The 25,516-nt window shown below is 54.7% G+C and carries 26 protein-coding genes; 11 read left to right on the forward strand and 15 right to left on the reverse strand.

The window, feature by feature from the left end; translation table 11 throughout:
* Positions 1-24 precede the first annotated feature (24 nt).
* Positions 25-705: a DUF4197 domain-containing protein gene (locus tag AC52W5_RS06520; protein WP_495670411.1), complete on the forward strand. Its 681-nt coding sequence runs from the start codon at positions 25-27 to the stop codon at positions 703-705.
* Between the two features lie 15 nt (positions 706-720).
* Here the strand turns inward: AC52W5_RS06520 and AC52W5_RS06525 are convergent, their stop codons facing one another.
* The 5 genes from AC52W5_RS06525 to AC52W5_RS06545 form a co-directional block, all read right to left on the reverse strand.
* A complete protein-coding gene (locus AC52W5_RS06525; protein ID WP_495670412.1) occupies positions 721-1,764 on the reverse strand; it encodes a DUF6607 family protein in 1,044 nt (347 codons plus the stop codon).
* Positions 1,765-2,051: 287 nt separating this feature from the next.
* Positions 2,052-2,705, reverse strand: a complete 654-nt coding sequence (locus tag AC52W5_RS06530) for an ABC-type transport auxiliary lipoprotein family protein (RefSeq protein WP_495670413.1) — start codon at positions 2,703-2,705, stop codon at positions 2,052-2,054.
* Position 2,706: 1 nt separating this feature from the next.
* Complete coding sequence (locus AC52W5_RS06535) at positions 2,707-3,612, reverse strand: MlaD family protein (protein ID WP_495670414.1); 906 nt, start codon at positions 3,610-3,612, stop codon at positions 2,707-2,709.
* 10 nt (positions 3,613-3,622) lie between these two features.
* Complete coding sequence (locus tag AC52W5_RS06540; protein WP_495670415.1) at positions 3,623-4,405, reverse strand: ABC transporter ATP-binding protein; 783 nt, start codon at positions 4,403-4,405, stop codon at positions 3,623-3,625.
* Between the two features lie 12 nt (positions 4,406-4,417).
* Positions 4,418-5,554 carry an MlaE family ABC transporter permease gene (locus tag AC52W5_RS06545; protein WP_074973267.1) on the reverse strand — a complete coding sequence of 379 codons (1,137 nt, stop codon included), beginning with the start codon at positions 5,552-5,554 and terminating at the stop codon, positions 4,418-4,420.
* Positions 5,555-5,801: 247 nt separating this feature from the next.
* Here AC52W5_RS06545 and AC52W5_RS06550 point away from each other — a divergent pair, with 247 nt between their 5' ends.
* Complete coding sequence (locus AC52W5_RS06550) at positions 5,802-6,098, forward strand: hypothetical protein (protein ID WP_495670416.1); 297 nt, start codon at positions 5,802-5,804, stop codon at positions 6,096-6,098.
* A gap of 319 nt (positions 6,099-6,417) precedes the next feature.
* Here the strand turns inward: AC52W5_RS06550 and AC52W5_RS06555 are convergent, their stop codons facing one another.
* The 5 genes from AC52W5_RS06555 to rluD all read right to left on the reverse strand — a co-directional run bounded on the left by AC52W5_RS06555 (position 6,418) and on the right by rluD (position 11,161).
* Positions 6,418-6,906: a hypothetical protein gene (locus AC52W5_RS06555; RefSeq protein ID WP_495670417.1), complete on the reverse strand. Its 489-nt coding sequence runs from the start codon at positions 6,904-6,906 to the stop codon at positions 6,418-6,420.
* Between the two features lie 126 nt (positions 6,907-7,032).
* Complete coding sequence (rimO, locus tag AC52W5_RS06560; protein ID WP_495670418.1) at positions 7,033-8,379, reverse strand: 30S ribosomal protein S12 methylthiotransferase RimO; 1,347 nt, start codon at positions 8,377-8,379, stop codon at positions 7,033-7,035.
* A gap of 152 nt (positions 8,380-8,531) precedes the next feature.
* Positions 8,532-9,329 carry a ZIP family metal transporter gene (locus AC52W5_RS06565; protein ID WP_074973152.1) on the reverse strand — a complete coding sequence of 266 codons (798 nt, stop codon included), beginning with the start codon at positions 9,327-9,329 and terminating at the stop codon, positions 8,532-8,534.
* 144 nt (positions 9,330-9,473) lie between these two features.
* Positions 9,474-10,208: a peptidoglycan editing factor PgeF gene (gene pgeF, locus AC52W5_RS06570; RefSeq protein WP_495670419.1), complete on the reverse strand. Its 735-nt coding sequence runs from the start codon at positions 10,206-10,208 to the stop codon at positions 9,474-9,476.
* Positions 10,205-11,161 carry a 23S rRNA pseudouridine(1911/1915/1917) synthase RluD gene (gene rluD / locus AC52W5_RS06575; protein WP_495670472.1) on the reverse strand — a complete coding sequence of 319 codons (957 nt, stop codon included), beginning with the start codon at positions 11,159-11,161 and terminating at the stop codon, positions 10,205-10,207. The genes pgeF and rluD overlap by 4 nt, the downstream gene beginning before the upstream one ends.
* Before the next feature lie 97 nt (positions 11,162-11,258).
* Here rluD and AC52W5_RS06580 point away from each other — a divergent pair, with 97 nt between their 5' ends.
* A complete protein-coding gene (locus tag AC52W5_RS06580; RefSeq protein WP_074973149.1) occupies positions 11,259-12,059 on the forward strand; it encodes an outer membrane protein assembly factor BamD in 801 nt (266 codons plus the stop codon).
* A 283-nt stretch (positions 12,060-12,342) separates the two neighbouring features.
* Here AC52W5_RS06580 and AC52W5_RS06585 read toward each other — a convergent pair whose 3' ends face one another.
* From AC52W5_RS06585 to AC52W5_RS06595, 3 genes are all read right to left on the reverse strand, one after another.
* Positions 12,343-12,675, reverse strand: coding sequence for a hypothetical protein (locus tag AC52W5_RS06585; RefSeq protein WP_495670420.1), 333 nt, complete (start codon positions 12,673-12,675; stop codon positions 12,343-12,345).
* 141 nt (positions 12,676-12,816) lie between these two features.
* Positions 12,817-13,317 (reverse strand): universal stress protein, encoded by a 501-nt coding sequence (locus AC52W5_RS06590; RefSeq protein WP_495670421.1) that lies wholly within the window; start codon positions 13,315-13,317, stop codon positions 12,817-12,819.
* 157 nt (positions 13,318-13,474) lie between these two features.
* The gene (locus tag AC52W5_RS06595; RefSeq protein ID WP_495670422.1) at positions 13,475-14,173 is read right to left on the reverse strand and encodes an arylesterase; all 699 of its coding nucleotides are present in this window, start codon (positions 14,171-14,173) and stop codon (positions 13,475-13,477) included.
* On the opposite strand from AC52W5_RS06595, the gene AC52W5_RS06600 reads away from it, so the two are divergent.
* The 3 genes from AC52W5_RS06600 (at position 14,172) to AC52W5_RS06610 (ending at position 19,309) form a co-directional block, all read left to right on the forward strand.
* Positions 14,172-14,858 (forward strand): ABC transporter ATP-binding protein, encoded by a 687-nt coding sequence (locus tag AC52W5_RS06600; RefSeq protein ID WP_495670423.1) that lies wholly within the window; start codon positions 14,172-14,174, stop codon positions 14,856-14,858. The two genes, AC52W5_RS06595 and AC52W5_RS06600, sit on opposite strands and share 2 nt — an antisense overlap.
* A gap of 121 nt (positions 14,859-14,979) precedes the next feature.
* Positions 14,980-16,170, forward strand: coding sequence for an efflux RND transporter periplasmic adaptor subunit (locus AC52W5_RS06605; protein ID WP_495670424.1), 1,191 nt, complete (start codon positions 14,980-14,982; stop codon positions 16,168-16,170).
* Positions 16,171-16,219: 49 nt separating this feature from the next.
* Complete coding sequence (locus AC52W5_RS06610; RefSeq protein ID WP_495670425.1) at positions 16,220-19,309, forward strand: efflux RND transporter permease subunit; 3,090 nt, start codon at positions 16,220-16,222, stop codon at positions 19,307-19,309.
* Positions 19,310-19,480: 171 nt separating this feature from the next.
* On the opposite strand, the gene AC52W5_RS06615 is transcribed toward AC52W5_RS06610, so the two are convergent.
* Entirely contained in the window at positions 19,481-20,140 is a 660-nt protein-coding gene (locus AC52W5_RS06615; RefSeq protein WP_495670426.1) for a trimeric intracellular cation channel family protein, read from the reverse strand.
* Positions 20,141-20,177: 37 nt separating this feature from the next.
* Entirely contained in the window at positions 20,178-21,473 is a 1,296-nt protein-coding gene (locus AC52W5_RS06620; RefSeq protein ID WP_495670427.1) for a M20 family metallopeptidase, read from the reverse strand.
* Positions 21,474-21,875: 402 nt separating this feature from the next.
* On the opposite strand from AC52W5_RS06620, the gene AC52W5_RS06625 reads away from it, so the two are divergent.
* The 5 genes from AC52W5_RS06625 to AC52W5_RS06645 all read left to right on the forward strand — a co-directional run bounded on the left by AC52W5_RS06625 (position 21,876) and on the right by AC52W5_RS06645 (position 25,430).
* Positions 21,876-22,418, forward strand: coding sequence for an OsmC family protein (locus tag AC52W5_RS06625; RefSeq protein WP_495670428.1), 543 nt, complete (start codon positions 21,876-21,878; stop codon positions 22,416-22,418).
* Positions 22,419-22,431: 13 nt separating this feature from the next.
* A complete protein-coding gene (locus tag AC52W5_RS06630; RefSeq protein WP_495670429.1) occupies positions 22,432-23,145 on the forward strand; it encodes a TetR/AcrR family transcriptional regulator in 714 nt (237 codons plus the stop codon).
* Between the two features lie 24 nt (positions 23,146-23,169).
* Positions 23,170-23,796 (forward strand): hypothetical protein, encoded by a 627-nt coding sequence (locus tag AC52W5_RS06635; RefSeq protein ID WP_495670430.1) that lies wholly within the window; start codon positions 23,170-23,172, stop codon positions 23,794-23,796.
* Between the two features lie 263 nt (positions 23,797-24,059).
* A complete protein-coding gene (locus AC52W5_RS06640) occupies positions 24,060-24,854 on the forward strand; it encodes a class I SAM-dependent methyltransferase (protein ID WP_074973135.1) in 795 nt (264 codons plus the stop codon).
* 27 nt (positions 24,855-24,881) lie between these two features.
* Positions 24,882-25,430 (forward strand): cysteine hydrolase family protein, encoded by a 549-nt coding sequence (locus tag AC52W5_RS06645; RefSeq protein WP_495670431.1) that lies wholly within the window; start codon positions 24,882-24,884, stop codon positions 25,428-25,430.
* Positions 25,431-25,516: the final 86 nt, after the last annotated feature.

The following is a 25,516-nucleotide window of genomic DNA, read 5'->3' on the forward strand; positions in this document are numbered from 1 at the left end:
GCAAACCCGACAGGAGTTACTCCAATGCGCATCATTCCTGCTATTGTTACCTGCTTTTTCGTTTCCATCCCTGTTTCCGCTGCAGCAAGTGATACTCTTGCAGATGAAGAGGCGGCCGATGGTCTGAAGCAAGCACTTACACTGAGTGTGAATGCGGCCATAGACACACTTGGGGTTCCAAACGGTTTTCTCCATCATCCCAAAGCAAAAATCGCGTTACCCGTCTCTCTGCAGAAAGCGGAGGGCTTGATGCGCTCCGTGGGTATGAACAAACATGCTGATGGGTTGATCGCGGTCATGAATCACGCGGCTGAAACGGCGGCGGCGGAAGGAAGAGCATTGCTGATAGATGCGGTGCAGGATATGCCTGTTAATGATGCGAAAGCGATACTTGCAGGCGGAGACGGCGGAGCGACGCAGTACTTCCGTAACACCTCATCCGACTCGCTCTCCGATCAACTTTTGCCGATCGTAAAAAAAGCGACTGAGCAGGCAGGCGTGCTGAAAAAATACAATGACTTTGCCGGAAAGGGCGCGAAGCTCGGATTGATTTCGGAAAAGCACGCAAATATAGAAAACCATGTCACCGAAAAAACCCTGGACGGAATTTATCTGTTAATGGCAGAGAAGGAACAGGCCATACGCGACAACCCTGCGGATCAGGATAGCGAACTGGTCCGCAGGGTGTTTGGCACGCTCAAGTAGATGGATCTGGAGCTGCTACCTGAAGCTGGTTTGTGTCTTCCTGACGTTGACGTATTTGCTAAAGATATCTTCGAGCTTTTTCTGGTAGATATCGGCCTGCGGGTTTTTCCTGTACGCATCGGCGAGATCGAGGACCGCCATGTTAAAGGACTCATCACCAGGGACAACCGATAGCGTAATCGAACCATGGGTGGCGAACTCGTTTTCCCACCGTTTGCGCACATCTGCCCAGAAGGCGGAAGTACCATTCCAGTAGTTTACCGCAGGTTGAAAGTCGTAGCCTTTGATGCGCCGGTATTCATTGAAACCGAACTCGCGCACTAATACCGCATCCTTCTCATCTGGCGTCTGGATGACCTTGGTATTGTCCTGCTCATGAGTCCACCCCTGGGGTGCAATAGTATGGCGATTCTCCGTATTGATGATCTGGTAGTCGCTGCGCTTGGTGTATTCACGGCGCGGTAATGGCCGCCAGTTGCGCTCCGAAGTCCAGGTCGATACATCGTATCGATGGTTCCATTTGCCATTGCCCGAGTAGCGCGGCGCATCGTTTACTTCGTAAACCAGTTGTGTCCATGTTCCCGGTATTTCAGCAGGATCGCGCTTTTGTTGCTCGAACCGCTGGCTCCCGGTGTAGACCCAGCGCGTCGGTGCTTCATAGACCCAGTCCTGGCGCCAGTGCTTGGTGACTGTCCCATCACCCATCACCAAAATATGTTGCAGTGAAATCTTGCGGCCAGTATCTTCCACCAGGAGCACGAACTCGAATCCCATGCTGCGCTTCGGCTCCCGGCGCTTGTAGCCTGGTTGCAGCACGACAGTTTCGTCGAATTTAAACTGAACCTCATATCCACCCTGCATGGCGAGTATGGCGCGCCGGTCGCAATCGAACGGCTTTTCACCCTCTGTGCATCCTGCGACCGGGCGCTCCACGGTTGGATAGTCCGATTCAGCGGATTTTGCGGATGAGCCGCTTTTCAGCAGGGAAACCTTGCCTGCGCAAGCGGTGAGCAGTGACAGCGCAACCAAGCTCGCGGCCAGGGTAAGCGAACGTTTCATAAATATTTCCTCATACAAATGCAAATGTGGTACCTGAAAGACGACGTTTGAGGCTTAAAAGCGTCCATGCTGACATGGTTAGCAGTTTAACCCGGCTTTGTGTCTGATTCCCGTACTCGCGCTGTCATGCCAGCCGCTCATTGTGGTAAGGGCATTGGGGATTTTGCAGCGAGGGGAGCGGTGTGGCTGGAGCTCCGTGCTTACGCGAATCGCGCCGGGAAGCAGCAGATGCCGGAAGCGGATGCTCTATGGCCATTTAGCCATTAGTTCCAGGCTCGTGAAAAATATCATCCTTCCGAAAAACCTTCCTTTCCTTTATCTCGAAGTTCCTGCTCAAGCCATCCGATCAGGCTTTCAATCAATTGGTCACTCGCCTCCGTAAGGGCTTTTACGGCGCCTGCGGCATTCGCCGTTGGCGCGGGCAGTTCTACCCCAAAGCTGCGCTGGGAAACCGCGTAACGCGTAGCGCGATCGACAAGGCTGGCGCGAAGTTGCACAATGGCGCTGCTCCGGGATGGCGTATCGAACACCTGGGCAAATTCTTCGAGGTCGAGCCGCAATATATAATCTGCGCGTGTACCTTCGCCAGGGTTCATCACTCCCCGTTCATTAATGGCGGCAATGCGTGTTCTGACGAGTTGAGTAAGTAACTTTGCAGGTGTCGAGGCCCAGCGGCTGCTGCGGTAAGCTAAAAACCGCGTGGGGTCATCGTAGGCGAGCCGGTAATGGATCGCCGTACTATCGAGCCAGGCAGGTGCAATGGTCTCAGCGACCAGCAGACTTGTCCGCAGTTGCTTGTTTGCCCCCGCATCGGCCGTGCTGGGCTGGATAGGGAAGGGCTGTAATCCAAAATCATATACCGCTACCGGTGCTGGATTACGAATAGCGGCGCATGCTGCCAGCGCTGCAATTGCCACTGCAAGAACCAAGTATTTTTTCATCTCATCTACTTCCTGGCGGTACAAAACCTGTCTCACCGGGACCCGGCGGCGGGGGAGGACGGCCAAACAGCAGGCTTGCCGGTTGATCTTCCAGTTGGAGTAGCACCCGGTCGACACTGCGGGTGGTATTTTTGATACCTTCCGTTGCTTCCCGCAATGACCGCATGGTTTCACCCAGCTCTACCGTGGCTACGGAAAGGCCATCGATGGCTCCTCCCTGCCGGTTCAGCCTCGATGTGATCTGGTTGAGGTCGACTACAAGCTGATCGGCATTTTTCATCACGGAACTTGCATCTGCAGCGAGCCCCGGGATTGCCTTGAGCCCCGGCTCCAACTGGTTGAGAACCCTGGACAAACGGCCTGTCGCCTTTTCCGTATTTTCCAGTATATGCATGAATCGCGTCCGATTCTCGTCTTCGAGGAGGAGATTCATTCTTTCGATCAATACGTTGGCAGTACCGAGCAGGTGCTGGCCCGAACTGGTGATGCTGTCGAATAACGAGGGGCGCAGGGGAATTTGTGCGGGTTCATCCGAATCAGTTTCCAGTTGTTCGGCCTCGCCGTCCTCATCATTCAGCTGCACGTATGCCAGACCCGTCAAACCCTGGTAACCCAGTTGGGCAAATGCATTCCGGGTCAAAGGCACGTTCTTGTCCACTGCGATCTGAACCAGAATCTTATGCGGGTCCTTTTTATCCAGCTTGATGTTCTCGACTTTACCGACTGTTACTCCCCGGTAACGCACTGTTGCCTGAGAATTCAGGCCTGAGACCGGAACCTCCGACACGAGCATGTATTTGGCGCGCATCATGGTGTCGCCCCCGAACCACAGGACGGCAGCCGCCAGTGCCGTACTCAGAATAATTACGAATAAACCCGCTGCCAAGGCATGGGCACGGTTTTCCATAATCGCCCCCTTATAAGATGCTGCTGTTGTTTCTCAATGTTTTCCTGCCGCGCACGCCACAGAAAAAATTTGAAATGAAAGCATGATCAGTGTTTATTACCTCTCGCAGGGTTCCCAACGCCACCAGGCGCTTGTCGGCCAGCACCGCGACACGATCGGAAAGCGCAACCAGCGTGTCGAGATCGTGAGTCGCCATGACAATCGTAAATGTCAGTTCGGATTGCATCGTCTTGATGAGCTTGACGAATCCCTCGCTCAGCTCTGGATCGAGTCCGGCCGTTGGCTCGTCCAGAAACAGGAGCTCCGGATCAAGCGCCATCGCACGCGCCAACGCAATACGTTTGATCATGCCGCCGGAAAGCTCGGCAGGCATCTTGTTTGCATGGACAGGCGCGATTTCCACCATTTCGAGCTTGAGCATCACGAGATCGCGAATCATGTCTTCGTCCAGCGTGCGCAGTTCGCGCATGGGCAGGGCGATATTGTCATAGACCGACAACGCGCTGAATAGCGCGCCTTTCTGGAACAATACACCACAGCGGTTTCGCATGTTCTGTATCTGCTGGCGATTCCGGCCGCGCAACGGTTCTCCGAAAACCCGCACCGTGCCTTCCGCAGGGGTCTCGAGGCCGAGCATCTGGCGCATGAGGGCGGTCTTTCCGCTACCGGAGCCTCCGACCAGCGTCAATACTTCTCCATACTGCACGCAAAGCCCGATATCTTCATGCACGACGTGGTTGCCGAATCGGGTATACAACCCCTCCACCTCGATAATGCAGTTATCTTCCGGCATGTGACCCCCGCTTTACCTTAATCCCACATCGGAAAAGATCACGGCAAAAATTGCATCGATAATAATTACCACGGTAATGGATGTGACGACCGAGTTCGTTGTACCTTCGCCCAGGCTTTCCGTATTGGATTTGATTCTCAAACCGAAGTGACATGAAATCAAGGCGATTGCCATCCCGCACACAATCCCTTTGCCCAGGCCCAGCCATAAGTTGGAGACGGCGACCACATCCGGAAGCTTGCTCAAAAAAAACTTGTAGCCCAACCCGAGCTGGAACTCGGCAACGACCATTCCTCCTATCAATGCAACAGCACTTGTCCATAGCACAACGAGTGGCATCGCAAGACCAAGGGCGATCACTTTCGGCAGGATCAGCCGAAGACTGTGGGGAATACCCATGACCGTCAGTGCATCCAGCTCCTCGGTTACCCGCATCACACCCAATTGCGCAGTCATCGATGAACCGGAACGGCCGGCAACCAGGATGGCGGCAAGCATGGGTCCAAGCTCCCGGATAACGCTGACGCCCAGAATGTTGACGATGAAGATATCTGCCCCAAATATTTGCAGCTGCCGGGAAGAGAGATAGCTCAACACCACACCGATGAGAAATCCCACCAGCGCGGTAATACCCAGCGCCTGCGCCCCCGTCCGGTACAGATTCGCGGAAATTTCGCGCCACGGTATTCGCGAGGGGCGGCCTGCCAGATACTTTATTTCCAGTACCAGCTGGCCCATCAGAATCACGAGGCCGACCAGATGCTCCCACAACAGGAAAACTGCCTTTCCCAACACCATAATTGGCCACAGCCGATCCGGTGTTGCTTCAGAAGGAGGGGTCCACGTTTCTTCCAGGCGATCGAAAAGCCTTTCATGCTCAGGTCTTACAAACAGATATCGGGGCCGCTGATTACCCCAGCCTCGCCACAGGAGAACAGCCCCTGCGTCATCCATCCGGGCTACCTGTGTAAGATCCCACCGCAGTTCCGGTTCGGTTGCGAACTGGGAAAGCTCCGTAGCAATCTGTTGAATTCGTTCGCCGATAGCAGTGAGGGTGCAATTCCCTTCAACCATCACGCACGGAATTCCCTCGGCTCCGGCAACGCGGCGCAATACCAACGGTGAATTGCTGCCCTGAATCTCCGGCATCATGATTATCCTCAGGAAACACTTGTCAGGATAAGCTTTTCCGCTCTTCCTGATATCAGCCTTTCCCGGTGTCGGTTACTTTATTCCTCTCGTGGCGCAGTCATTGTCCCTATAAAGTATAGCTGAACAGTTCCACTGCAATGCCATCCATTCTCCTAGTAAAACGCATTAAGGCTTTTGAGGCAAGCGAGGAGCGAGCAGAAACAGAAAGAGAAATGGTTAAGCTCATGGAAGAAAAAATGAATGAATGCGCGCCCAGCGAAAGCTTGAAGGGAAGCTGCGGTTTTTTCCGTTTTTGCCAGACGGCATGGCCAGATCGACCCACTATTTGCCGAAATTTCTTACACTCTTACATCTGAAAAACAGGGATGGACAGATAACCCTTTGTTTTAGAAATGATGTCATAACTGGCACGGAATTTGCTTATTATATTGTTGACTCCCTTTTAATAACAGGTGTATTAACGTATCCCATGGCTTCCCAAGTCCCTGATCAACTTCGGGGGATGGGCGACAAGAAGCGCAAGAAGCAAAATGGGCAGTAGCGCCTCCTCCTCGGCAGATTTCCCGAAGCTGAGCGATGGATAAATACAGAGGAGGGGAGCAGTAATAACAATAACTACGACAATAATAATAAATAGCAAATCAGGATCGGAGCAGTATCTTCTGACAATGAAATACGGCTCTGATTCTGATTATTTTTTACTTATCTCCCCGGTTAGATAGATTCGTACGCAACCATTTTCTTGCCGCCGAACGGTGGGTTTACCCTGTTCATGAAGGATAGGGTGGAGCAAAGCGCGGATCATCATTCGATATCTCTTCACTTCCATGTGCCGCAGCGATATCGCCAAATAACTTGATCTAATGGTGGCCGTGGAAATGTTCTGCCGCTGGACCCCCTGATGGGACATCTGGCTGCTCTGTGACGCGAATCTGGTAAGTGACATGGCAAGTGGAACACTTCATCATCGATTCGCTTAATTGCCGCAACGTATGTCGCGGGTCTTTCCGGGACTCGGCATCAGCGGCGATTTCGTCGAACGCCTTGTGCACGGACATGCCGAGCTGCATGAATTCCTTTGGCAGTACTGACTGGAGATGATTTTCTCCCTTATACGCCATGCCCATACCCAGCGCGCGGGCATGCTCTGCTACCGCCACCATGTCTTCCTTGGAGAGGGCCTCGAGAATACGTTGAGTTCCTGATAGCAGGACGCGCATTTCCGTCAATATGTGATCGCGCTGAAGCTCATTCAGAGCGAGAACCTGACGCTTATCGATTTCACTGGCGGTTGCAGTAGCGGCTATAAAAGCCAGTAGAACAGTAAAAACAGCAAAAATCTTTTTCAACTTGATCTCCCGTCCGGTTCGGTTTCTACTCACTCACCTGTTATTGGCCATGATTCCTGCAATCAGCTTTTACCGGGATTATCGCTCTAATGCTGAGCTTGTCAACCGATAGCCACCCGAGATTCCTTACGTCAAGTTGTCGCTGACCTGTCGCGCGTACAGATCGTGTGCATCGGAGCGGGTAACTTCAACCTCAATAAAGTCACCCGGCTTTACGTTTTTTGCTTTGTTGATATAAACCAGGCCATCGATTTCCGGTGCGTCGGCAGTACTGCGGGCGATAGCCTTGTTTTTGCTTACATCGTCTATCAGTACGATCACCCGCTTGCCGATTTTGCGAGTGAGGCGTTCAGCACTGATTTTTTCCTGTGTTGCCATGAAGCGCGCCCGTCGCTCTTCTTTCACCTCTTCCGGCACAGGGTCGGGGAGCGTATTTGCCGCTGCGCCCTCGACAGGCGAATAGGCAAAGCATCCAACTCGGTCAAGTTGCGCTTCCTCAAGGAACTCCAGGAGTTGTTCGAACTCTGCCTCCGTCTCTCCCGGAAAGCCGACAATGAAGGTACTGCGCAGTGTGATATCCAGGCAGACTTCGCGCCATCGCCGAATGCGGGAAAGATTGTCTTCGGAGTTGGCCGGACGTTTCATCGCCTTCAAAATACGCGGGCTGGCATGCTGAAACGGCACATCGAGATACGGAAGAATTTTTCCCTCGGCCATGAGCGGAATCACTTCATCGACATGAGGGTAAGGGTAAACATAATGGAGGCGAACCCATACCCCTAACTCACCCAGAGCGCGCGCCAGTTCGGTCATCCGCGTTTTCAGCGGCCTGCCTTGCCAGAAACCGATGCGATATTTGACGTCTACTCCATAGGCGCTGGTATCCTGCGAAATGACGAGCAATTCCCTGACCCCTGCATTTACCAGGTTTTCCGCCTCCTCCATGACCTGATGGATGGGGCGGCTGACGAGGTCGCCGCGCATCGAAGGGATAATGCAGAAGGTACAACGGTGATTGCAGCCTTCGGAAATCTTCAGATAGGCGTAATGCCTGGGTGTCAGCTTTATGCCCTGTGGAGGAATGAGACTGGTATAGGGATCGTGCGGCTGTGGCAGATGCATGTGAACCGCTGCCATGACTTCGGGCAGGGCGTGAGGTCCTGTCACCGCCAGCACTTGCGGATGAGCTTGTTTGACTACATCCCCGCCTTCTTTTGCTCCCAGACAGCCAGTGACGATCACCTTGCCGTTTTCCGCCAGCGCCTCGCCGATTGCGTCGAGTGACTCTTCCACCGCGCTATCGATAAAACCGCAGGTATTGACGACTACAAGGTCCGCATCCTCATAGGTAGAGGACGTTTCATAGCCTTCGGCACGCAGCTGGGTGAGGATCTGCTCGGAGTCCACCAAGGCTTTCGGACAACCGAGGGAGACAAAGCCGATACGGGGAGCCTGCTGTTTCAGAGATACCATTTGATTTGTAATATTGCTTTACTCAAGGGAAAGTCAGAGTGATAAGAATAATGTATTTTTGCAGAGACAAAATATCTGGCTCAGGATTCCCCGGAAGGTTGGGAATGCTCTTCAGGATTTTTGAGGAGGAGAAGGGCTTGAGCAAATGAAACTCACGCATGATGAGCAAACAGATTTCCGGCTAACCAGATCGAACTGATGCCGAGCGTGATGAGGGCGACCTGCTTGATGGTCGCGTCGATTTCCGGGCGCTTGTGCAGGCCGGGTATGAGATCCGACATCGCCACGTAAATCATGGCGGCGGCTGCAAGACCCAGCAGCGACGGAATCAGGTGCCTCATATCCTGCAGCATGAAGTAGGCCGCCATGCTCCCAACCAGGGTGGCCCCGCTGGACAACAGATTGAAAAGCAGTGCCTGTTTCCGGGTATAGCCTGAATTGAGCAGTATCAGAAAATCGCTGGCTTCCTGGGGAATTTCATGGGCGATGATGGCAATGGCGGTGACAATGCCCAACTGTATGTCGGCCATGAAGGCGGCAGCAATCAGTATGCCATCGACGAAATTGTGAAATGTGTCGCCCAGCATGATCATCATGCCGCTGCGGCCGTGATCGTGCTGAGGTGTTCCGGCAGCGATTACGCTGCGGGCAGGATCATGAACTTCACATTCTTCCGAATGGCAGTGACGCCACAATACCAGTTTTTCCAGAATGAAGAATAGCAGGATGCCGAACAGCACCGTGGCTGTCATTTGTCCCGGGTTTTTCGAAAGTTCAAGCGCCTCTGGTAGTGCGTTGAGAAAAGCGGCTCCCAATAGCGCCCCGATGGCATACGAGATCAACATCTGAACCCAGGAGGCGCGCGTGTTGAGCGTCAGCACGGCAGCGAACAATACGCTGAGGATGCCCCCGAACAGGCTGGTGACGATGATCCAGGCAAAGGTCGACATCGATACTATTGAGACACTCGCGGGAAAAGGCGCGATTATACGCTGTTGCGCTCAAATTACGGTGACGGCGCAAGTGGAGCCGCCCGCAGTCATTCCATTCGGCATATTGTCGCCGTTATTGCTGCTGTTGCTGTACCGGCCGATTCATACCAGCCAGATCAGGGCGGCCATGCGCCCTGTGCTGCCATCGCGCCGATAAGAGAAATATCTTGCGGGATCGCTGAAAGTACATTCCCCTCCGCCGTATACCTCGGTAATACCGGCATTCTTCAACTGCTGCCGCGCCAGCAGGAAAAGGTCGGCATACCATTTTCCCTTATGGGGACCCGGGCGGAAGGCGAGGGCAGCTTCTTCATCGCGCCGGGTAAAAGCCAGGCGCACTTCCTCCCCGACCTCGAAATGTCCTGGACCGATTGCCGGACCGAGCCAGGCCATAAGAGAAGCTGGGTCTGTTCCTATTGCAGAGATGGCCTGTTCCACGATTCCTCCGGCCAATCCGCGCCACCCGCCATGAAGCGCGCCCACTGTGGTTCCTTCCTGGTCGCATAACAGTATGGGCAGACAGTCGGCTACAAGAATCGCGCAGACGTGACCGGAGCGCTGGCTGAACGCAGCGTCGCCGCAGGAGGGGGACGTACAATCATTGCGGTCGATACCGATTGTGCTCGTGCCGTGCACCTGGTTCAGCCACCGAGGTTCGGCGGGTAAAAATCGCCGTAGCAGGGCGCGGTTTTGTTCGACCGTTCCCGTGTCATCGCCCACATGGCCACCCAGGTTAAGGCTGGCATAAGGGGCATGACTCACTCCACCGTTACGTGTAGTGAACAACGCCTTTACATTGGACGGGGCAGGCCAGTCGGGAGTGATCCAGTCGTTCATTTGGTCATGGTTGGAATTGTATGAGATTCTTTATCACGCGCTTTCTGAAGCATCAGCAGCAGGTTGCTCATGTCTTCCGGCAATGGCGCTTCCCATCCCATTCTCTGGCCGTTCTGCGGATGCGTCAATTCCAGCCTGTGGGCATGCAACGCCTGTCGGGAAAAAGCAGCCAACTGCATCGTCGCACTGCTGCCCTTTTTTGCTTTGCCGCCATACAACGGATCTCCCACCAGGGGATGGCCGAGAGACTGCATGTGCACCCGTATCTGATGGGTGCGCCCTGTCTCCAGGCTGCACCGGAGCAACGTGCAATCGGTGAATTGCTCCAATACCTCGTAACGTGTGCGTGCTTCCTTGCCACTCGCGACTACTGCCATTCTGGTCCGCTGTACCGGATGGCGGCCAACCGGTGCATCAACCCATCCATGGGAGGAAATACTGCCCCAGACCAGCGCCAGATAATCCCGCTTGACCGTGCGCTTTTGCAACTGGCGCACCAGGCTGGTTTGAGCTTCCAGGGTTTTTGCCACTACCAGGAGACCGCTGGTTTCCTTGTCCAGCCGATGAACGATACCGGAGCGCGGTATGCCGCTTAATGGCGGGGAATGGTGCAGCAATGCATTGAGCAGGGTGCCCTGCCAGTTTCCGCTGCCGGGATGGACCACGAGCCCTGCGGGCTTATTGATAATAATGATAGCGTTATCTTCATGGACAATATCCAGTGCAATGGCTTCCGGCGCGTGCGCCGTTTCAGCAGAATCACGTGCGGGATAGAGCTCGATCTTTTCCCCACCCCACACTTTCTGACGGGGGATGCTGCATGCGCCATCTACGCTTACCCTCTTTTCCAGAATCCATGATTGCAGCCGACTGCGAGACCACTCGGACAATAGTTGCGCCAGGGCCTGATCCAGCCGGAGGCCGGCGCAATGGTCGGGAATGATCAGTTCCACAACCCTCCCGGGCGGCTCGGGCGTCGGATGGGCTGGTTCGGGCACTATAGGCTTTGCGCTATAATGGTTATTCCTTTTTCCTGGCGCCGAACTCATCATGTTACGTAGTGTAGCTTTATTTTTCGTATTGCTGCTATCGGCATGCAGTCTGCTCCCCAAGGAAGCGCAGGACACCAAGGCCTGGTCGGCGAGTAAATACTATACCGAGGCAAAGTCGGAATTGAACGACGGCAATTACGCTTCCGCCATCAAACTGTTCGAAGCGCTGGAAGCGCGCTACCCTTACGGGCGCTATGCGCAGCAGGCACAGCTGGAAATCGGCTATGCGCATTACAAGGATGGCGAGCAGGCGCTGGCGATTGCGGCTGCCGATCGTTTCATCAAACTTCATCCAAACCATCCCAATGTGGATTATGCGTATTACCTGAAGGGTCTGGCGAATTTCAACGATGACCTGGGGTTGATGGGCATCGTCACGGAAAAAATTCTCAACCAGGACATGAGCGAGCGCGATCCCAAGGCATCGCACGAATCATTTGAAAATTTCAAGGAGCTGGTGAACCGTTTTCCCAAGAGCAAGTACGCGCCGGATGCAGTGCAACGCATGAAGCATCTGGTCAACGTCGTAGCGCTGAATGAAATACAGGTGGCCCGCTATTATATGAAACGGGGAGGGTATGTTGCCGCAGCCAACCGCGCCCAATATGCAGTGAAGGAATATCCGCAGACACCGGCCACGGAAGAGGCCTTGTTCATCATGGTGAAGGCCTACGATGCCTTGGGCATGACTGATTTGCGCGATGATGCGGATCGGGTCATGAGAAAAAACTTTCCAAACAGCCGTTTCCTGTCCGACTCGACAGGGGCAAACGGCGAGCCCTGGTGGAAATTCTGGTGATGCCGGCAGTGCCGCAATATTACTGGGCGGTTGAACAACTGATTTGCAAAACTGGGGCTAGGAACGTCTGAGCAAGTTCACCTGAGGTGTGATGGAACTTTGCAGGATGGAATGCGCTAAAGGCAACGACGCGAATGATCCGACTTGCCAGCGGAATGCCGGCAATCAAGGTGGAGATTGCCGGCAACCAAGCTGGAGATGGAATCGCAGTCATCATCCTGATTTTGATGGCTGCGCACTCTGCGAGTGCTTGTTCAGCGTTTCCTTGATGTAGTGCAACAACTTACCTTTGTGTCGTTCCTTTTATTTGTTCGAGCACGATCTGATCCAGCGCACTAAAAGTGCTCTTTGCCGTACAGCTTCCAGTTCCGCTGGCGGCTTGGGTGCCTAGAACATCTGCGGCAATGTTACATACGGTGGCAGCTACGGAAACAGGTGCCTGTACAGTGACTGGGATCTGACTGACATCAACATTGATGTTTTTCGCAATATTGTTCGCGACGTTTCTGATGTCCACACTGATCAAGCCAGATTGCGCTTGAGCAATTGTACTTGGCCCCATACTGAACAGTACCGCTGCGCTGATTCCTGCTAATACCGTTTTTACAGTCTTCATGATAAATCTCCTTTTCCCTCTCTTATATATAAAGATTTCTTAGCTATTCAAAAATCATAGCCAGGGATGCGACTTCCAGGGCTTTTTTAGGTATAGCACCTCATACCCGGAGCACAAGAGAACAATTCGAAATTATTTAGACTAGGACGCCAGGGGATCGAGCGCTGATCTCTCCAGTATCGATTCCTCGCTCGTTACCTCATCCTGCAGGCGAATGGCAATGACATCGCATTTCGCATGATGGAGAACGCTGTTTGCTGTCGATCCCAGCAGTAGTGCAAGGCCGTGGCGTCCGTGCGAGCCGACAACAATGAGGTCGACGTGTTCCTGCTCTGCTACGCGAACTATTTCCTGTGCGGGCACGCCCCATACCAGCCAGCGCTGGCGGACGTCCACTCCCAAACGGTCAGCCACCTGTTGCAGCTTCTTTTTTTCCGCTTCCAGCAACTCGTAAGCTGAATATTCCTCGAGGGGGACAATGGTTCCATAAGCCATATCAGGCATGGGAATGTTATCCAGCACATGAATGATGCTGAGCTTTGCCTGAAATGTTTCCGCCAGATACCTTGCTTTTCGGATAACGTGATTTCCGTGCTCCGAAAAGTCCACTGCCAGGAGAATATGTCTGTAGCTACCGATCATTTTCTTTATTCATATTCGCAGGCCGAACTTACCAAATATTGATCTCCGAGTCATCTCCGATGATGCTATTCCTGATAAGGCCCGAGGCCGAGGTTACATTACCTCAATTTCTGAACAGGGGCAAACTCCGCAGGCAAGCTGATTCCAGCCTGCGGCTTCACCGCGCCCTCGGAGAGTCATAAGCAAGCGGTGGTGAAGATTTCTGGGGAGCCTCGAGCATCGTTTTCAACACTTTCCAGACATTTTCCACGATTTTTTCCTGGGCACGAGCGGTGGGATGTATCCCATCTGCCTGGAAAAATTCGCGTTTGTTACCAAAGCCATCCAGGAGGAACGGCACGAGTTTGATGTCGTGGCGTTTGGCGAGCTGAGGGTAAATATCCTGAAACTTTTGAGTATATGTTATGCCATAATTTGGCGGCAATTGCATTCCGGCCAACAGTACAGTGGCATTGTTCCGCTTGCAGGCTTCAATGATGGCTTCGAGATTGTCCCGGATGGATCCGATGGACGCTCCTCTCAGCCCGTCATTACCTCCCAACTCGACAATGACGATGTCAGGACGATGGGTCTTGAGCGCTTTCTCGATCCGGTTGCGTCCTCCCCAGGCAGTTTCGCCACTGATGCTGTTATTGATCAGATATGTCTGTGATTGTGTTTGCAGGCGGTTCTTGAGCAGATTGACCCAGCCCGCGTCCGAGGGCAAGCCATAGCCGGCGGATAAACTGTCGCCGAATACCATAATGGTCGTGGTTCCAGACGTGGACGCAGGCTCGGGCGCCGTGGTTACGGTTGCGCCCGAGGTGGTGGCAAAGAAAGCAGATAGCAGATAGAGAATAACCAGGAAATTTTTCATGACAGATAATGTTGTAGTACGGCCCATCGTGCAGGCGATTGGATTGACCAAGCAAGTGAATACTGGCGACGAACAACTCACCATTCTGGAGAACATCAATTTAAGCGTTAATGCTGGCGATTCCGTCGCCGTAGTAGGAGCGTCGGGTTCAGGAAAGTCGACATTGCTGGGGCTGTTAGCAGGATTAGATACGCCTTCGAGCGGTAAGGTTCACCTTGATGGCGAGGATATTTTTCTGTTGGACGAGGATGCGCGTGCGGCACTTCGCGGACGCATGCTGGGATTTGTCTTCCAGTCATTTCAACTGTTGCCGGCGCTCACTGCGATCGAAAACGTGATGTTGCCCCTGGAGCTTGCAAATATGCCGGATGCAGGCAGCGCATCGCGCGAATTGCTTGAACGAGTGGGGCTTGGACAACGTCTAAGGCATTATCCGCGTCAACTCTCAGGAGGAGAGCAGCAACGCGTCGCCATTGCGCGCGCCTTTGTTACCCAGCCTCAACTGGTATTGGCGGATGAACCGACAGGCAACCTTGATTCCGCGACAGGCGCTCAAATCATAGAGCTCATGTTTGAATTGAACCGCGAGCGGGGGACAACGCTCATTCTGGTAACACATGATGAAGCCATTTCCAGCCGCTGTGCAGGGAGAATACGGCTTGCCGGAGGAAAAATCGTGGATTGAAGAAGCGAGAAGTATCTCCCCGTGCGTGCAATTGATAAGACGGTGCCTCCCGCTGTACTTCTTGGTATGCTCCTCTCCCTTTCTGGATCATAATTCGATCGCATTCGGTTAAGTCTCACTGATGGAAGCTATTTCTGAAATAAAAACAGCTGCACCTGTCCGGCGCCTCAGAGTCACAATCCTTGGTCTTATACTCGCACTCCTGATAGCAGGTGCCTGGGTGTGGCGTAGCCCGAGTGGAGCGATCGATGCGAAGAAGAAGACTTCTGAACCCACGCCGGTAATAACGGCGGTCATCAGCCAACGGAATGTACCGGTGCAACTTGCTGCCAACGGTACCGTATCTGCGCAGCAGACGGTGGCCGTACGGCCCCAGCTGAGCGCAATGATCAGCGCAGTGCATATCAGGGAAGGCCAATTCGTTCGAAGGGGTGAGCCGCTTTTCACGCTTGACGCGCGCACCGAGGATGCCAATGTACGCAGAACCGAGGGGCAACTGGCAAAGTCACGCGCCGACCTGAGAAATGCGGAACGTAATCTTGAACGCCAGCGGGAACTGTTCCGGCAGAATTTTATTTCGCAGGCGGCCCTGGATGTGGCGGAGAATCAGGTGGATGCGCTGCGCGCCCAGCTTACAGTCGATGAAGCTACGGCTCAGGCGAATCGGATCGCGCGCGGTTTCAGTGAAATCACTGCCCCGATTTCTGGCCGTTCCGGCGCCATTTCGGTATACCAGGGCAGCCTGGTGCAGCCCAATGATGCTTTGGTGAGCATTACCCAGATCGATCCGATCAACGTCAGCTTCACTTTGCCGGAACGCGAGTTCATACCTTTGCAGCAGGCTTTTGCGAAAGGCGAGGTGCCGGTAATGGTGGAGTTGAATGGGCCACAAAAACAGACGAGAACCGGCCATCTGATATTTATCGATAATGCCGTCGATACGGCAAGCGGTACAATTCGTCTCAAGGCAGAGTTTCCGAATGCGGACAGGCACCTGTGGCCAGGCATGTTTGTCATGGTGTCGCTCGCGCCGCAGACTCTGGCCCATGTCCTGACGGTGCCGGTGCAGGCCGTGCAGAACGGACCGGAAGGGAAATTCCTGTATGTACTGGACGAAACTGGAAAGGTAAAGCCTTTCCCGGTCGATGTGCGCCTGGTACAGGAAGGGTTTGCGGTAGTAGAGGGAAAGGCCATTATTTCCGGGATGCATGTGGTCGCGGAGGGGGCGCAGAATCTCCGTCCGGGCAGCGCCGTAACGGAGGCGAGTTCCATCAAGACCGGTGCCGGGCCAGCGGGTAGAAACCCCGGATGAGCAAATTCTTTTGGCAGGACAAGTCTGCAACCCGCATTAAGTCAGCGCGATGAATCTCTCGGAACTGTGCATTCGCCGCCCGATCATGACGGTGCTGCTGTCAGCCTCGGCTATTTTCGCCGGCATTGTGGCTTACGGTAATTTGCCTATTGCTGCTCTTCCCAGTTATGACTCGCCCACCATTTCGGTGACAGCGGTATTGCCGGGCGCCAGTCCCGAGACAATGGCCTCGTCTGTAGCCACGCAACTGGAGCGGCAATTCTCGATGATCTCCGGTCTTTCGGTAATCAGTTCCACAAGCACGCTTGGCAATACCGCGATTACGCTGGAATTCGACCAGAGACGGGATATCGACAGCGCGGCAATTGACGTACAGGCGGCATTGCTGCGAGCCGAGCGCGCGCTCCCGATCGAGATGACGTCGCCACCCTCGTATCGCAAGATCAATCCTGCGGATTCGCCCATTATCTTTCTTGCGCTGACATCGCCTTCAATGTCGCTGTCGGAACTGAACAGTCTTGCCGAAGACCTGATTGCTCCCACCTTGTCAACGCTGTCGGGCGTTGCGCAGGTCCAGATCAACGGCCAGAAAAAATATGCCGTACGTATCCATGTCAATGCGGAAGCACTTGCTGTCCGCAATCTGACTCTGGACGATATCGCCACTGCGCTGGGCACCGCCAACGCCAACACGCCGATAGGCACTCTCGAGGGTCCGCGCCAGACGCTTACCATTCAGGCCAACCGCCAGCTCGGAAATGCGGCTGCCTTCGCGGATCTGATCGTGGCGACCTCTGATGCAGGCAATCCCGTACGTCTTTCGGAAGTGGCGCAGGTTGAAGACAGCGTGCAGTCGGTCAAGACCGCGAGCTGGGTCAATGGCGAGCGGGCAATAACCTTGTCGGTGCAGCGTCAGCCGGGTGCGAATACGGTGGCGACCGTGGATGCCATAAAAGCCATCCTGCCGGCGTTGGTCGCGCAAATGCCTTCATCGGTGCAGCTCAAGCTAATCAGCGACCGCTCAGTTTCGATCCGCGACTCGATTCATGATGTGCAGGTGACGCTGGCAGTAACGATCGTACTCGTTCTGCTTGTGATTTTCCTGTTCCTGCGCAAGGCTTCCGCTACGCTGATTCCGGCGCTGTCGCTGCCGATCTCGCTGCTCGGAACCGTAGCGATGATGTATCTGCTCGATTACAGCCTGGACAATATTTCGCTGCTGGCAATCACGCTCGCGGTCGGCCTGGTGGTGGATGATGCCATTGTAATGCTGGAAAATATCGTTCGCCATATCGAGAGGGGTATGCCGCCCTTGCAGGCGGCTCTGGTGGGGTCGAAGGAGGTTAGTTTTACCATCATGTCGATTTCTCTCTCGCTGGTGGCCGTTTTCATTCCGATTTTCTTCATGCCGGGGGTAATCGGCCTGCTTTTTCACGAGTTTGCAGGGGTAGTGGGAATTGCCGTCATGATGTCGGCGCTTGTCTCGCTCACGCTGGTGCCGGTGATGACAAGCCGGTATATCGTCCAGCACGAGTCCGAGAGCAGAAGCCTGAGGTGGACTGCTTGGTTCGAGCGTGGGTTCATCCGTATCCTGGGGGTCTATGAACGCGTCCTTGATCTCGCGTTGCTTCATCGCCGTACCGTGCTGGGCATTGCCATGGGCACCTTCATTGCCACGGCAGGCTTGTTCGTGGTCTTGCCCAAAGGTTTTTTCCCCACGGAGGATATCGGCCAGGCGCTGATCACGGTGGATGCGGTTGAAGATATTTCCTTCCCGGCCATGACGGAATTGTTGCAGCGAACGGGGGAAATCATGCGTGCCAATCCGGCTGTTGACACACTCATCGTCAATGCGACAGAAAGCAATAGCGCCCGCCTGTTCATGACCTTGAAGCCGCGGAGCGAACGTCCCCCTCTCAACAAGGTAATGGAAGATTTGCGGCGCGAGGTGAGTACCATTCCCGGCGTCAACGTTTTCATCAATCCCATGCAGAATCTCAGGCTGGGAGGACGCACCAGCAAGAGCCGTTATCAGTACGTCATGCGCAGTGTGCGTGCGGAGGAGCTGCGCGGTGCGGCGGAGGGTCTGATGGCGCGCATGCGCGTAGATCCGATATTCCGCGATGTCACCAGCGATTCCCAGTTGAAGGGCCTGCAGGCGCAACTCAATATCAATCGCGACAAGGTCAATCTCCTGGGCGTGCAGATGTCCGATATCCGTTCTCTGCTGTACAGCGCGTTTGGTGAACGCCAGGTGTCGACGATCTATACTTCCAGCGACAGTTATGCGGTTATCCTGCAGGTAGCCCCGGAGGACCGCGCTGACGAGAGTGCGTTCGATAAAATCTACCTGCGCGGCAAGAACGGTATGCTGGTGCCACTCTCCAGCGTCGCATCGGTTGAACGCCAGGTGGGACCCCTTGCGATCAACCACTCCGGCCAGCTCGAGTCGTTGACCATCTCATTCAATCTCGCGCCCGGGGCCGCGCTGGGGGAAGCCTCTGCCCGAATAGAGAAGTTCAAGCGCGAACTGAATGTGCCCGCCAGCATTCTCACGAGCTATGCGGGCGATGCGGCGGCATTCCAGTCTTCACAGGCAAGCCAGGTGATACTCATCATCGGGGCGTTGCTGGTCATCTATGTTTTGCTGGGCGTGTTGTATGAAAGCTATATCCATCCCCTTACGATACTTTCAGGATTGCCATCGGCTGCGGTTGGAGCATTGGGAATGCTATGGCTGTTCAATATGGAACTCTCGATCATCGCCATGATCGGCATCCTTATGCTGATCGGCATAGTCAAAAAGAACGCCATCATGATGATCGATTTCGCGCTCGATGCCCAGCGCAATGAAGGGATGCTGCCGCAGGAGGCGATCAGGACTGCGTGCCTGCTGCGTTTCCGGCCAATCATGATGACCACCCTGGCAGCCCTGATGGGCGCGCTTCCCATCGCCCTGGGGCTGGGAGCGGGCGCGGAATTGCGCCAGCCGCTGGGCCTGGCCGTGGTAGGGGGGCTACTGTTTTCTCAGGTGATCACCCTGTTCATTACACCGGTAATCTATCTCTATCTGGACAGATATTCCGGCAAGGGACCATTGAAGCTCGAGACGAGGGACCTGGCGGGACAGCGAGCGTAGAGCGCTCCATCTTTCCTGATTCAATAGCGGTCAGATCAGGAATCAACGGGGTCAGAGTCACTGCTGTCCCACAAAACTACCAAAAAGGCCTGAATATCCTCTGTTGATTTACACTGGCGTCCCTTCAGGGGAAGCGCACTTGTAGCGGTAGTCTTTTCTACGACTGAAGTACTAATGATCCCTGCCATTTTTTGTGGCGTCTATTTTCGCCTCTGGGTGTTCGGGCGCGCGAGCGATCGGCAGATGCCAGCCGTGTCGGATGGAAGCCAGGCGCAGGCCAAAGCAGAGAGCCGCGCCGGTGCATGTCGTTGCAGCGGACGGAAATCGTAGCGCATCGCCAATCACCACCACGGCCGCCCCAGCAAGGGCGGCGACGGCATAGATATCGGATCGCAAGACAATAGGCACATCAGACAGAAGCACATCGCGCGCTATGCCGCCGCCGATTCCGGTCAGCATGCCCAGCAGTGCCGCCATGACCGGGTCGAGACCGAAGACGATGGCTTTCTGCGAGCCGGAAACGCAGAACACTGCTAGACCGGCGCCATCGAATATAAGTACAGCGCTGCGCAGCCGATTGATGGTGGGATACCAGAAAAAAGTGGATACGCCTGCAAAAAGCGAGACCGCGAGATAGCGCCAGTCGCTGATTGCCGCGGGGGGGACTGCGCCGATCAGCAGATCGCGGAAGATCCCTCCGGAACTGGCTGCAGCGAAGGACAGCACCAGAACCCCGAAAAGATCAAGCTGGCGCTCGACACCGGCTGCTGCTCCGCTCAGCGCGAAAACGAAGGTGCCGACAAGATCGAGCACCAGCACAAGCGCCTTCATTGCAGCATCGACGTCAAAAGCAGCGGAAGCAAACACCTTACGGTCTCAGTTCCTGGTGCTGCGGCTCATGTTGAAGCCAGGCCAGCGCGCCAACGACCATCGTTTCCACACCGGTCTCAAGGGTCGGATGCATCACTGGTGCAAAGTAGGGGCTGTGGTTGGTTGGAATCTTGTTGATTTCGCCCGCGGCTTGGGCTTTCGCGTAAACGTCGGGATCGGTGCCGCCGACGAACCAGAATACGGAAGGGGCGCCCCATTTGGTTCCAAACGACCCGAAATCCTCGCTCGCCGACGCCGCATCGACTTGGCGCACACGGTCACCCGAGAAATGCCGGCGGAAAGCATCGGCAACGCGCGCGCTTGCATCGGCATCGTTGACTCCCAGAGGGTAGTGCTCCAGCGTCGTAATCTCGGGTGGCCTGGGAGCTCCCGAAGCTGCTGCCTCTGCACTGGCGATACGCTCGATGGCGGCAAGCACACGCTTGCGCACATCTGCATCAAAGGTGCGTACGTTCAGCTTGATGACAGCATCGTCGGGTATCACATTTTCCTTGGTGCCCGCCTGCAGCGCGCCGATGGTAACGACAGCGGCCTCGGCAGCAGCAAGTTCGCGTGAGACGATGGTCTGCAGGCGCATTACCGTCGCCGCAGCCATGACGACGGGATCGATGCTTGCCTGCGGCATCGATCCATGCGCGCCACGCCCAAACAGGCGGATCTGCAGACTGTCGGCAGCGGAAGTAATGGTTCCGCCACGGCCACCGATATAGCCAGCCGGTCCGACCATGACGTGTTGGCCGAGCACGACATCCGGCTTGGGAAAACGGTGGAGCAATCCATCGTCAATCATGGCCCGCGCGCCTTCTGCAGTCTCTTCGGCCGGCTGGAAGACAGCCATCAACGTGCCCCGCCATGCGTCACGCGCCTCTGCGAGCAGCGTGGTCGCGCCGACGAGCCAGGCAACGTGCATGTCGTGGCCGCAAGCGTGCATGACCGGGACGGTTTTGCTCTCGCGATTCTTGGTCTTGACCTTGCTGGCATAGGGAAGCCCGGTCATTTCCTCGATGGGTAGCGCATCCATGTCGGCGCGCAGCATCACCGTTGGGCCCTCGCCGTTGCGCAGCAGTCCCACGACCCCTGTCTTCCCGACTTTCGTCGTCACGTCATACCCAGCCGTGTCAAGTCGCTTCGCGACCAAGCTTGCAGTCCGCAACTCCTGCATCGACAGCTCCGGATGGGCATGCACATCGGTATATAACGCCTCCAGATCCGGCAGCAGGCTCTGCAGTCCCGCTAGTACCTTTCCAAGAGAGCTCGTGGGTTGCGTGTTCATGCTGAATTCCTTCAAAAATTGCCGTGAGACTTGCAGTGTGAACCGCACGAAGCGCTATGCATGCGGTGCTGGTAGAGCGGACCGTTTATGAGAGCAGTATTTTCACTGCATGAGATTTCCAGCCGCTTTTTCAATATAGACCGTTTCAAGAACTGCTTGCCAGATTGAATGGTTTATCTTGCTGCAAGAGGGCTATTTCGAAATATAAATATAGATTGCTGCAGTTAGCCTTCGTATGAGGGATTGTCCAGCCTTCAAAGAAAGTCATATCCATTTCTCTTGTAATGTCTTTATTCAGGGCGTAGAATGAAATCAGACTGATCGGTCTAGACCAGTCAGTCTGATGGCATCATATATTCCATCATTCCCATTCCCTGGGCCGCGGCGATGATGAGATGGACGATGAAATGCGTGAATGGAATTGACATCGGCAAGTTGGGGGCAACTCGGGATCGTATCGAGGTGGATGCAGACGGACCTTTCCCCAACCCCCGATATGAGTCGACTGTTGTCTGGAAAAACGGATATCGCACCATATCCTGTGCCATGGATGGCCAGGAAGTCATCGGGGACGAACCTGAGCAATACGGCGGCAAGGGAAGCGGCATGACCCCGGAGGATATGCTGCTCAGCGCAATCGGCGGTTGCCTTGTCGCCACCTATATTGGCGGATTGTCCGCTGCCGGCATTACGGTGGAATCACTGTGCCTCGACGTTTCCGGCCGGGTGAATTTCCGTGCCGTCTTTAGCCTTGAAGCGACTAATCCCGGCTTTGAAAGCATCCGGGTAGCGGTGGACATCCAGCCTGATTCCTCACCCGGCAAAGTGAAGGAAATCATGGACAACCTGCTGAAAACCGCGCCCATTCCGGATACGATCAGCCGGCCAGTGCCGCTCGATGTCGAGATCAGCTGCAAGCAGGCCGAACTAGTTGAGCTTTCATAACCACTGAGGAGGAATGGAGATAATCAGTGTGCATGAAGCGGAGCGTCCCCGGCCGGGCAGGCCGCATCAATCCATGCAGATCGTGGAGGATAGGTTGATGAAGAAAGAACGCAAATCGACTGAGGAAAAATTGCTTCTTGCCGCGCGCCGGCTGTTCTGCCGCGCCGGCATACATGCGACGGGCATTACACGGATTCTTGAGGAAGCTGGTGTGGCTCGCGCCAGCCTTTATGCGCACTACGGCTCAAAGGAAAATCTGCTCAAGGCGGTGTTCGATACGGAAGCGAACATGTGGTTTCACTGGTTCAACCTGGACCTACCGCATCTCAGGTGTTCCCCCACGGAGCGCATCCTGGCTCTGTTCGATCTGCTGGAGGAATGGTTCGCGAAAGAAGACTTCTTCGGTTGCGTATTCATCAACGCCGTAGCGGAGCACGAAAAGGACAGTGCCTGGGTAAAGGATGTGGCGGGTGCGTACCGGGATCAAATAATTAACCGGCTGAGGACACTGGTTGTGGAAAGTGGGGCCAAGGATCCGGATATGCTCACCCAGAAACTGGGCCTGATCATAGAAGGCGCGATCGTGACCGCCATGGTCACCCAAAACAGCAAGGCGGCTTATATTGCACGGCTTGCCGCCGAGGATGTACTGCGTTGCATGGAGGGTTCCGCTTCCCAGGCGAAGGATGTTGCGCCGCCCACGGCTGCTGCCTTGGAATCGACTTAGGCCGGAATTTTTACAGGAGAAAATATGGACAGCATCGGGGCAAATTTATCGACAGGCATGCGGCGTTTTCTGATCCTGAGCGGCTTCCTCGCGGTTATCGTGGCAGTCGGCCTGCAGTTTCACGTGAGCTCTCAGGGGGATGTATCGGGCACCTATCCGAAGGGCTTTCGCGGGGGCACATGCACCATGGAGTCCGGCTCACTTGTGATTGGCTATTCGGGTTATTTCATTCCTGGGGACTATGAAATCCCTGAGGACGCAACAGGCGCGATGTCCGTCCCTGTCCTGTGCGGAAAAATACCCGGCCCCGGAATACTGGATGTCACGATTGATCTTCTTTACCCCGAATCGGCGCGTGAACGGCCGCTGACCATGAGACTCGCAAAAATGGAAGGCAGTGCCCCATCGAGCACGCTGCTGACGATTTCTCCGAGAACTTACGAGTCCGGGACCATTACCCAGGTATTGCGTATTGCCGAATTGGGGGAATACAGGCTTTATTTATCCGGAAAAGATGGGAATCAGGCCGATTTCACGCTGGAAATCCCCATTACGGTGGGAACGCCATGGTACGAAGGCATCGTTCAATTCTGGCCCATGCTTCTTCTGGTCGTCGCAGCAATTTTTTATCAAGTTTTTAGAAAACTCTGACTAATGAAGCAAAGGAGCTATTTCTCATGAAATTTCAACAGCTACGAAATGCAACGATCATTATCGGATATGCGGAAAAAAATTTCTGGTCGATCCCATGCTGACGGATTCCAAAGAAGCAGGCAGGGAGCAGGCGCAGAAGTAAGCAGTGAGCGCCTGCAACCCATCTACATGCAGCTTGGCGTTAACAATCCGCTGCAATGCGATTAAACCAGATTGCATTTCTTGTTCTTTATTAGCTTTATTTACTGGAGAGTTGTCAAATGGCAGGTTATGTTGGCGATGTCGCCATCGCTTACGACCGTGATCTTGGACACGTGCTTTTCGAGCACTATGCTATCGACATCGCGAGACGCGCAACCGAAAGGTCAGTCCACAGTGTGCTGGAAATCGCGGCAGGGACGGGAATAGTCACCCGGCAATTGCGTAACGTGCTCCCCAAGGATGCGCTATTGAGTGCGATCGACATCAGCGATTCCATGATGGACGTCGCACGCGCAAAGTTTCTTCCCCACGAGCAGGTCACGTTCCAGATCGCCGACGCTACGGCGCTGCCTTTCGACGATGAGGCGTTCGATGTAGTGGTCTGCCAGTTCGGAGTGATGTTCTTCGATAAAGAGGCGGCGTTTCGCGAAGCGTACCGGACATTGAAGTGTGGAGGGCGATACCTGTTCAGCGTTTGGGATTCGCGACGCTACAATCCCTTCGCCAGCCTGACTTTCGAGGTGCTGAAGCAGTTCTTTCCATCGAACCCGCCCCGGTTCCTTGAGGACCCCGTTTCCTCCTTCGAAATCGATCCTGTCAAGGAGACGCTTATTTGTTCCGGCTTTGAGCGGATGATCATCTCAGTCCAGAAACGGGAATACGATATTCTGGATGTGCCGGCCTTTGCGCGAGGGCTAGTGTTCAGTCCGGTCATCGAGGAAATCAGGGAGCGCGGCGGAGTGGAGCCGGAGAAGATAGTCGAAGCGCTGGCGGAAGCGTTGACAAGAGAATATGGCTCCAACCCCACGCGCTATCCGATGCAAGCCATACTGTTCGAGGCGGAAAAGCCTTGAGATTGCATCTTTCATAAGGAGAACATCATGAGCAAACGTGCGACCGTTGTCGTCGATCTTCAGAATGAATACCTTCCCACCGGCAAACTGGCGCTGTCCGGGATCGAACAAACACTGGCAAACGCTGCCCGCATCATTGCTGATACTCGCTCTAATGGCGACCCCGTCATCCATATCAGGCATGAATTCACGGACCCGGATGCCCCCTTCTTCGTTCCAGGGACCGACGGTGTCCGGATCCACTCTTCCGTTGCCCCGCAGGAGGGCGAGCCGGTCATCGTGAAGAACTACCCCAATTCGTTCCTTAAATCCGAATTGAAGCAGGTGCTCGACGAAAAAGGCATCGAGGAACTGGTCATCGTCGGTGCGATGAGCCATATGTGCATCGACGCAACCACCCGTGCCGCTTCGGACTTCGGTTACAAGACAACTGTCATTCACGATGCATGCGCCACCCGGGATCTTGAGTTCCGTGGGCAGACGGTGTCGGCGGCGCAGGTCCATGCCGCTCTCATGTCTGCACTGGCGTTCGCCTACGCCACGATCGTGACGACGGACGAGTATCTCGCCAAATAACCTTTTCACGGCAAGGACGCCTGTCTTCATGCCCTTCGGAGATCACGATTACCAGCTCTATCTGGCATTCAAGGACATCAAGCACT

It is taken from the genome of Nitrosospira sp. CT, from assembly GCF_059489795.1.

What these genes read in the sequence shown, in the direction of transcription:
- AC52W5_RS06520 (WP_495670411.1), top strand. Translation starts at nt 25, where the DNA reads ATGCGCATCATTCCTGCTATTGTTACCTGCTTTTTCGTTTCCATCCCT.
- AC52W5_RS06525 (WP_495670412.1), bottom strand. Translation starts at nt 1,764, where the DNA reads ATGAAACGTTCGCTTACCCTGGCCGCGAGCTTGGTTGCGCTGTCACTG.
- AC52W5_RS06530 (WP_495670413.1), bottom strand. Translation starts at nt 2,705, where the DNA reads ATGAAAAAATACTTGGTTCTTGCAGTGGCAATTGCAGCGCTGGCAGCA.
- AC52W5_RS06535 (WP_495670414.1), bottom strand. Translation starts at nt 3,612, where the DNA reads ATGGAAAACCGTGCCCATGCCTTGGCAGCGGGTTTATTCGTAATTATT.
- AC52W5_RS06540 (WP_495670415.1), bottom strand. Translation starts at nt 4,405, where the DNA reads ATGCCGGAAGATAACTGCATTATCGAGGTGGAGGGGTTGTATACCCGA.
- AC52W5_RS06545 (WP_074973267.1), bottom strand. Translation starts at nt 5,554, where the DNA reads ATGCCGGAGATTCAGGGCAGCAATTCACCGTTGGTATTGCGCCGCGTT.
- AC52W5_RS06550 (WP_495670416.1), top strand. Translation starts at nt 5,802, where the DNA reads ATGCGCGCCCAGCGAAAGCTTGAAGGGAAGCTGCGGTTTTTTCCGTTT.
- rimO (WP_495670418.1), bottom strand. Translation starts at nt 8,379, where the DNA reads ATGGTATCTCTGAAACAGCAGGCTCCCCGTATCGGCTTTGTCTCCCTC.
- AC52W5_RS06565 (WP_074973152.1), bottom strand. Translation starts at nt 9,329, where the DNA reads ATGTCGACCTTTGCCTGGATCATCGTCACCAGCCTGTTCGGGGGCATC.
- pgeF (WP_495670419.1), bottom strand. Translation starts at nt 10,208, where the DNA reads ATGAACGACTGGATCACTCCCGACTGGCCTGCCCCGTCCAATGTAAAG.
- AC52W5_RS06580 (WP_074973149.1), top strand. Translation starts at nt 11,259, where the DNA reads ATGTTACGTAGTGTAGCTTTATTTTTCGTATTGCTGCTATCGGCATGC.
- AC52W5_RS06585 (WP_495670420.1), bottom strand. Translation starts at nt 12,675, where the DNA reads ATGAAGACTGTAAAAACGGTATTAGCAGGAATCAGCGCAGCGGTACTG.
- AC52W5_RS06590 (WP_495670421.1), bottom strand. Translation starts at nt 13,317, where the DNA reads ATGATCGGTAGCTACAGACATATTCTCCTGGCAGTGGACTTTTCGGAG.
- AC52W5_RS06600 (WP_495670423.1), top strand. Translation starts at nt 14,172, where the DNA reads ATGACAGATAATGTTGTAGTACGGCCCATCGTGCAGGCGATTGGATTG.
- AC52W5_RS06595 (WP_495670422.1), bottom strand. Translation starts at nt 14,173, where the DNA reads ATGAAAAATTTCCTGGTTATTCTCTATCTGCTATCTGCTTTCTTTGCC.
- AC52W5_RS06605 (WP_495670424.1), top strand. Translation starts at nt 14,980, where the DNA reads ATGGAAGCTATTTCTGAAATAAAAACAGCTGCACCTGTCCGGCGCCTC.
- AC52W5_RS06610 (WP_495670425.1), top strand. Translation starts at nt 16,220, where the DNA reads ATGAATCTCTCGGAACTGTGCATTCGCCGCCCGATCATGACGGTGCTG.
- AC52W5_RS06615 (WP_495670426.1), bottom strand. Translation starts at nt 20,140, where the DNA reads ATGAAGGCGCTTGTGCTGGTGCTCGATCTTGTCGGCACCTTCGTTTTC.
- AC52W5_RS06620 (WP_495670427.1), bottom strand. Translation starts at nt 21,473, where the DNA reads ATGAACACGCAACCCACGAGCTCTCTTGGAAAGGTACTAGCGGGACTG.
- AC52W5_RS06625 (WP_495670428.1), top strand. Translation starts at nt 21,876, where the DNA reads ATGAAATGCGTGAATGGAATTGACATCGGCAAGTTGGGGGCAACTCGG.
- AC52W5_RS06630 (WP_495670429.1), top strand. Translation starts at nt 22,432, where the DNA reads ATGGAGATAATCAGTGTGCATGAAGCGGAGCGTCCCCGGCCGGGCAGG.
- AC52W5_RS06635 (WP_495670430.1), top strand. Translation starts at nt 23,170, where the DNA reads ATGGACAGCATCGGGGCAAATTTATCGACAGGCATGCGGCGTTTTCTG.
- AC52W5_RS06640 (WP_074973135.1), top strand. Translation starts at nt 24,060, where the DNA reads ATGGCAGGTTATGTTGGCGATGTCGCCATCGCTTACGACCGTGATCTT.
- AC52W5_RS06645 (WP_495670431.1), top strand. Translation starts at nt 24,882, where the DNA reads ATGAGCAAACGTGCGACCGTTGTCGTCGATCTTCAGAATGAATACCTT.